Source organism: Streptomyces chengmaiensis, from assembly GCF_029846775.1.
Lineage (GTDB): Bacteria > Actinomycetota > Actinomycetes > Streptomycetales > Streptomycetaceae > Streptomyces > Streptomyces chengmaiensis.
Genome location: NZ_JARWBG010000112.1, coordinates 1 through 6605, shown reverse-complemented (window position 1 = coordinate 6605; position 6605 = coordinate 1). Strand labels below are relative to the sequence as shown.

The following is a 6605-nucleotide window of genomic DNA, read 5'->3' as shown; positions in this document are numbered from 1 at the left end:
GGGCCAGAACCCGGACCAACTCGATTCCGTCCGCCGTACGCAGTGACTCCATCAGCCGGAGTAAGTCATGCTGGGACAAGGCCATCGCGTCACCTCTCTCAACGAGCTTCGCTACTCGGAGAGTTGCGCGATGGCCACCCCATGACCAGGGGCTACGCGATGATCGCTGCTACACCACTCGACGGGACACCATCCGGCGTTGACCAGCTCGTCCGGGTTCAGCTCCGGTGAATACGAGGGCAGGAAGTGCAGTTCGACCTGATCCTTGTGGTCGGCGAGCCAGGCCCGGACGGCCTTCGAGCGGTGGGCCGAGTGCCGGTCCACGATCAGGTGCACCTTCCGGTCGAAGTGCCCCACGAGCCGACCGAGGAAGCGGCACATGACCTGCGCGTCGAAGGTCTCGGTGAAGACCATGAAGTGCATCCGGCCCTTCGTGCTGATCGCGGACATCGCATTCACGGAGAACCGGTTTCCGGTGCGGCGGACGACCGGCGTCCGCCCCTGCTCACCCCAGGTGCGGCCGGTGACCTGGTCCGAGCGGATCCCGACCTGGTCGCCGAAGAGGACCTCCCCATTCTCCGCCTTCGCCCTGGCCCGGATCGCCGGCCAAGTCTCCTCATGCCAGACGCGGACCGCTTCCGCGTCCTGTTCGACCGCCCGCTTGTCCGGCCGCTGGAAGGTCAGCCCCCAGCGTTTGAGGTACTTGCCCACCCCCGGCTCGGTGAACCGGACCCGGTACAGCTTGAAGATCAGCTCGCCTATCAACCTCCGCGTCCACAGCTGCCCGGAAAGCCCCAGGTCGCAGGGGATGTGATCGAGGACCGCCTGCCGCACGGCGGCCTGCTCGGCCTCGGACAGCACCTGATGTTCGCCCGCGCGCCGGCCCCGCGGCCGGGACAGCAGCGCGTCCCGGCCACCCGCCTGCCACCTCGCCCGCCAGTTGTCCACGGCCCTGACCGACACCTTGAACAAGGCCGCGACCTCCGCCCGGTCCCGGCCCTCCACCAGCGCGGACACCGCCAGCAGCCGCACGGCTTCCTGCGCGTCCGGCGACCAGGTCCGCGCGTCCCCCACCAGATCACTCACACACAGTCAACGAGCCTGAACCCAAAGCGTTTCGGATCAATATGCGCTTCCAACGCTGGCATGCACTGCGGGAGCTGCAGCGTGGCGTCGTTGCGGGTACTGTCGTCCCTGATACCCACGCACAGCCCCGACCTCTTGTTCACCAGCTGAAAGCCAGCCGGTGCCGGTTTGGGCTTCGGGGTGGTGGTCCGGCTGACCGGCTTCGAGACGGTGTGTTGGATGCGGTGGCCGCCGGCCGACAACTCGCTCCAGGTGCGGGTGGATCTGTGTCGTCAGCCCTCGGAGCCGGTTGCTGATCTGGATGGCCTCGCCGGCCAGGTCGTCGTCGAATCCGACGATCATTTCCAGCTCGGCGATGGTCTTGTCCTCGAGGTCGACCGAGCGGAGGGTGTGGGGCATGACGCGGGACGCGTCCGCGCTGACGAACGCGACGAGGGCGTCGGTCTTGGCTTCCTGGTTGAAGTGCTCTCCTGGCTGAAGGGACCTCGTTGCTGATCTCTCAAATCTTCCCTCGTACCTGGTGCGGAAGCGGGATGGTGGAGTGGAGGATCGAGTTCGTTGGTGGTGATGTTCCAGTGTCGTTGGAGTCGTGGACGGGTGGAGAGATCCCGGAGCTGACCTGGCGGGTGGCGCGCAGGGCCTTCCCGAAGGGCTCGTTGGCGATACGGCTGCGCGACAGTTTGGGTCAGGTCTTCGATGACGCACTGTTCACGGCCGCGTTCCCGCATGACGGGCGACCGGCGGCCTCGCCCGGCGCGCTGGCGATGGTGTCGGTGATGCAGTACGCCGAGCGGCTGTCCGACCGGCAGGCCGCCGATGCCGTACGAGCCCGGATCGACTGGAAGTACCTGCTGGGCCTGGACCTCGACGACAGCGGGTTCGACCACTCGTTGCTGGCCCGATTCCGGGCCCGGCTGATCACGCACGGTCTCGAAGAGCGCGTCCTGGAAGCGGTGTTGGATGCGGCGGCGGGCCAGGGACTGCTGCGCCGGGGCGGACGCCAGCGCACCGACTCCACCCGGGTGGTCGCCGACGTGCGCCTGCTGAACCGGATGGAGTTCGTCGCCGAGACCCTCCGTGCCGGGCTGGAGGCGCTGGCCGCTGCCGCACCGGACTGGCTGAAGCAGTGCCTGGCAGAACGGCAGACCGACTGGCTGGGCCGGTACGGAGAGCGTGTGGACTCCTGGCACGGGCTGCCCGACGCCCAGGACCGAGACAACTGGCTGCGCCTGGTCGGCGAGGACGGATTCCACCTGCTCACCGCCGCCCGGAGGCCAGATGCGCCCGACTGGCTGCGCCGCATCCCCGCCCTTGAGATCCTGCGCCAGGTGTGGGTGCAGCAATACCACCGGGGTCCGCAAGGAGTGCATACCCGCGAAGGCGAGGACCTTCCTCCTGGCCGCCGGATGCTGGTAAGCCCCTATGACACCGAGGCGCGCTACGGCACCAAGAAGACCACCAGCTGGACAGGATACTGGCTGCACCTGACCGAGACCTGCGACGACGAGACACCCCGGCTGATCACGGACGTCGCGACCGCGACCGCGGCCGACGGGGACAGCGAGGCCCTGCCCGGCATCCACGCCCGTCTCGCCGGGCGGGAGCTGCTGCCGGCCGAGCAGCTCGTCGACAGCGGCTATGTCACGGCCGGCACCCTGGTCGTCGCCCGTCAGGAACACGGCATCGAACTCGTCGGCCCCGCCCGTCCTGTCGCCGGAGGAGACGGCCTCCAACGGTTCGGTCACGACGACTTCCAGATCGACGACGCACTACGTGAAGCCATCTGCCCAGGTGGGCACACCAGTGTCTCCTGGGCTGCCACCCGCAGCAGTAACCGCACACGCGTGCCCCTGGTCCAGATCCGTTTCGACGCGGCGACCTGCCGTGCCTGCCCGCTGCGCCCGCAGTGCACGACAGCGGGCAACGGCAAGTGGGGACGGGCACTGACCCTGCGTGAGCCCGCCCAGAGAGCGGCCCTCCAACAGCGCCGCCGCGAACAGGAAACCGACGCCTGGCGGGAACGTTACCGACGACGTGCCGGGATCGAGGCCACCGTCTGCCAGATCGTCCACCGCACCCACGCACGCCGCAGCCGCTACCGGACCGCCGACGCCACCCATCTCGGCCACTGCCTCGCCGCCACTGCCATCAACCTCATCCGCATCGACACCTGGCAGCGTGGCCACCGGCCCGAACGCACCCGCACCACCCACTTACGGCGTCTCCTCGCCCAGCCCTCGAAATGAGAGATCAGCAACGGGGTCCTGAAAGGAGGGAGATTCCTGCCTACCTTGCGGTAGCGGCTGACGCGCTTCGCGCGCCTGACCACTGCCCTCCCGGCAGCCGGGAGGAGCGCGAGGCCCATCCGGTACAGGCGCAAGACGTTTTGGGCTGCGTTGTGGTCGGCGTTGCCCGACCAGCCGCAGTCCGGGTTTTTGCAGACGAACACGGCCTGGGACTCCCGGTTGCCGGGCGTGGTGAAGCCGCTCGCTGAGCAGCGCCTGGATGTGCCGGGGGCGGGGCCTTGTGCTGGGTGCCGCCGAGCCGGGCGGTCTTGTACGTCAGCATGGTGACCGTCCGGCCCCATGCCCCCTGGCTGATGGAGCGGTTCAGCCCGGACTTCTGGGCCACGTTCTTTCCCCGGCTCCTCGATGGTTCCCTTGGCGGACTTGACCGTGTTCGTGCAGAGCATGAGCGCGGTCGGGTCCAGCGCGGACAACGCCGCGCCGAGTCGTTCAACGCGACCTTCAAAAGGAGACGCTCAAGGACAGGAAGGGCTGGTCGAACGAGCACGAGGCCCGTCTCGATGCCTTCCGCTGGCTAAGTCGATACGAAATCCGACGCCGGCATTCCCGCCTCGGCCAGCGTTCTCCGATCGCCTTCGAGAACGAATTCCAATCAACAGCAACTACCCTGGCCCGAGCGGCATAGACGTGTTCAAAATCCAGGGTCAAGGCCCTTCGGGGACCCGCCGGAACCGCTGCGCGCAGTCAGCATCAGGAGGCTGGTCACGGTCGCTGCGGCGAAGAGTCGGAATGGGAGCCGGATGTTCATGAGTGCCCCAGGAGAGGTGGACCGACCGCCGATCGGCCTGTCCGAGGCGTTCTGAACAACACCTTCGGCGTCGCCGACGTCGAGGAGCTGGCGGACACGGCAGGATCGGTCCCGAGTAGAAACACGATTTAGTCGATTCTGACCCGGATCGTGGTGGCGAGATGGTGCACCCTTGACGCGGATGTGCCCGGCTCACATGATGCGCTAGTTTGTATACGAAGTTTCTAGTTCGAAGCATCTGATTTGCCGCCGCATCAGCCTGGAGGTCCCGTGAGACCAACAGTCATCCACCCGCTCGTGAGGCTTCACCGAGAGAGAGCTCTTTCCTGCCGAGGCTGCGGGTGGGCCGGGCTTGCTCAAGCGCTGTACGGGCCGCTTCCGCAGGTTTGGTTCTGTCCGACGGGCGGGGTGGCACCTGCCAGCACCGCGCCTACCTCGCGCTGCCGAACGTGGGATGCGTGGGAGGTTCCTGGATCGTCCCAGAGGCGGCATTGGAAAGGGCTGGTCCGACATCACGGCCCCGGCGGCGAAGGCAGCCGCATGGCGAGGCTGCACATGGGCGTCGACGACAGGGCGGGTGGCCGACCGCAGACACCCCGCGCGCACACCGCATCTTGAGGAAGGAAACCGATGGGTCACTTTCGACCGGTCATTCTCGTGACCGTCCTGCGGGAAGGCAAGGAGCTGGCCTATGAGGCGGCCCACCAGCAGATCCCCGAGGATCTCTTCGCAGCGTTGACGGGCGGAGGGGTGCGCGACTGGGCCATCTGGCGCGATGGCCGGACCCTGCTCCACCTGGTGGACATCGACGACTACGCGGCGCTCGAGAAGCACCTGACCGACGATCCGGTCAACGACCGTTGGCAGGCCGAAATGGCGGTGTACGTGGAGCGCTTCGACGAGGTCGGCCAGATCCCTATGCTGGAGGCCCCCCGGCTTGTGTGGTCGATGCGCCGCCAGATGGCCGACAACTCCGTTCGGGGGCTGGCGTGATGGCCGACAACGCCCGTGTGGTCGACGCTCACCAACACTTCTGGAATCTCGGCTCCGACGGCTACTCCTGGATCACACCTGAGTTCGGCGTTCTGAATAACACCTTCGGCGTCGCCGACGTCGAGGAGCTGGCGGACGCAGCGGGAGTCGATGACGTCGTTCTTGTGCAGGCTGACGACACGCTTGAGGACACCGAGGCGATGCTTGCGATCGCCGATGCCTGGCCGCGCGTTGCGGGTGTCGTCGCCTGGGCACCGCTCACCGACGAGCAGGCCCTCGGTCCGGTCCTCGACCGTTATGCGGCCGACGTTCGCGTCGTCGGGCTCCGGCACCTCATGCACGATGAGCCTGACCCGGACTGGACCGTGCGCGCCGACGTGCTGAAGGGACTCGCCGCGGCTGGACGCGTCGGCCTCGCCTACGACGTCGTAGCCGTGCTTCCCCGACACCTGGAGCACGTGCCCGCCCTCGCCGAGCAGTTTCCCACGATGAACATCGTGATCGACCATCTGGCGAAGCCACCGATCGCGGCGGGAGGGTGGGAGCCCTGGGCCGGCCTGCTGGCCGCCGCCGCGGAGTTCCCGAACGTCTCCGCGAAGATCTCTGGGCTCGACACCGCCGCGGATCCGGACGACTACAACGCCAAGGCTCTGAGCCGCTACGTCGACCATGCGCTGCAGGCATTCGGTCCCCAGCGACTGATGTTCGGGAGCGACTGGCCGGTCAGCACGCTGGCCGGTGGCTACCTGGCCTGGTGGCAGACGGTTCTCAAGCTGCTCGACGGACTGAGCCCGGACGAACGCCGCGCAGTGCTCGGTGGAACAGCGCGCAAGGTCTACAACCTCATGAGCCCGGAATGAGCGGCCTCGAGCTGTGGAAGCCGATCGCTTATGCCATCGACTCCGCGATTCCCAAGGATCACAAGCGACCGATCGCCATCGTCGGAGCGGGCTCGATCGTCGAGGCCGCCCACCTGCCAGCCTATCGGCTGGCGGGCCTTGCTGATCCGCCCTGCGCGGCAGGCTCCGCTGTGAGCGGCCACAGCAGAGGAGTCGGAATCAACCCTCCCCGCAGTTCAGACCGTTTGTGCTGATTGGAGGGGCTCATGATAACCAAATATGCTGAACTGAACTGGCTGACCAGGCGCCACCTGACTCGCCCGGCCGGTTCGTTGGACGAAGCACTCGCCTCCAAGATGGTGGTATTCGGCGTCCTTGGTGAGGGTGTGCCAGGCCGAGGTCAAGATAGTGTGACCGACGGCTACCAGGGCACGTTTCTTCAGGGCTCCGTCAAGTTCCCCGGATGCGCGGGTGGTTGACGATCAGGGCTGGTAGAGGCGGGTAGCAGTGCAGGCACGGGGGTTCGTGATCATTGTGGTGACTAAGCCAGATGATCATGAGGATGTCCCGTGCCTGCCGTTGCATCTTCCCCTATCCCTGCCGTGCTGGAGAAGCTGGGTCCGCTGGATGCGG

Annotated in this window: 5 protein-coding genes and 3 pseudogenes; 5 read left to right on the top strand and 3 right to left on the bottom strand. The window is 66.9% G+C overall.

All coding sequences use genetic code 11. From position 1 onward, the window contains the following. Positions 1-111: 111 nt before the first annotated feature. The gene (locus QCN29_RS36415; RefSeq protein WP_279933540.1) at positions 112-1086 is read right to left on the bottom strand and encodes an IS630 family transposase; all 975 of its coding nucleotides are present in this window, start codon (positions 1084-1086) and stop codon (positions 112-114) included. Between the two features lie 216 nt (positions 1087-1302). Then, positions 1303-1539 (bottom strand): annotated as a pseudogene (locus QCN29_RS36410) (IS110 family transposase); the annotation flags it as partial. Between the two features lie 122 nt (positions 1540-1661). On the opposite strand from QCN29_RS36410, the gene QCN29_RS36405 reads away from it, so the two are divergent. Then, the gene (locus tag QCN29_RS36405) at positions 1662-3332 is read left to right on the top strand and encodes an IS1182 family transposase (RefSeq protein WP_279933539.1); all 1671 of its coding nucleotides are present in this window, start codon (positions 1662-1664) and stop codon (positions 3330-3332) included. Between the two features lie 59 nt (positions 3333-3391). On the opposite strand, the pseudogene QCN29_RS36400 reads toward QCN29_RS36405, so the two are convergent. Next, positions 3392-3769 (bottom strand): annotated as a pseudogene (locus tag QCN29_RS36400) (zinc ribbon domain-containing protein); the annotation flags it as partial. Positions 3770-4456: 687 nt separating this feature from the next. On the opposite strand from QCN29_RS36400, the pseudogene QCN29_RS36390 reads away from it, so the two are divergent. The 4 genes and pseudogenes from QCN29_RS36390 to QCN29_RS36375 all read left to right on the top strand — a co-directional run. After that, positions 4457-4634: pseudogene (locus QCN29_RS36390) on the top strand (keto-deoxy-phosphogluconate aldolase); the annotation flags it as partial. A gap of 136 nt (positions 4635-4770) precedes the next feature. After that, the gene (locus QCN29_RS36385) at positions 4771-5133 is read left to right on the top strand and encodes an L-rhamnose mutarotase (protein WP_279933538.1); all 363 of its coding nucleotides are present in this window, start codon (positions 4771-4773) and stop codon (positions 5131-5133) included. Next, the gene (locus tag QCN29_RS36380; RefSeq protein ID WP_279933536.1) at positions 5133-5993 is read left to right on the top strand and encodes an amidohydrolase family protein; all 861 of its coding nucleotides are present in this window, start codon (positions 5133-5135) and stop codon (positions 5991-5993) included. The genes QCN29_RS36385 and QCN29_RS36380 overlap by 1 nt, the downstream gene beginning before the upstream one ends. After that, entirely contained in the window at positions 5990-6226 is a 237-nt protein-coding gene (locus tag QCN29_RS36375) for a hypothetical protein (RefSeq protein ID WP_279933535.1), read from the top strand. The genes QCN29_RS36380 and QCN29_RS36375 overlap by 4 nt, the downstream gene beginning before the upstream one ends. The last annotated feature ends 379 nt before the right edge of the window (positions 6227-6605 follow it).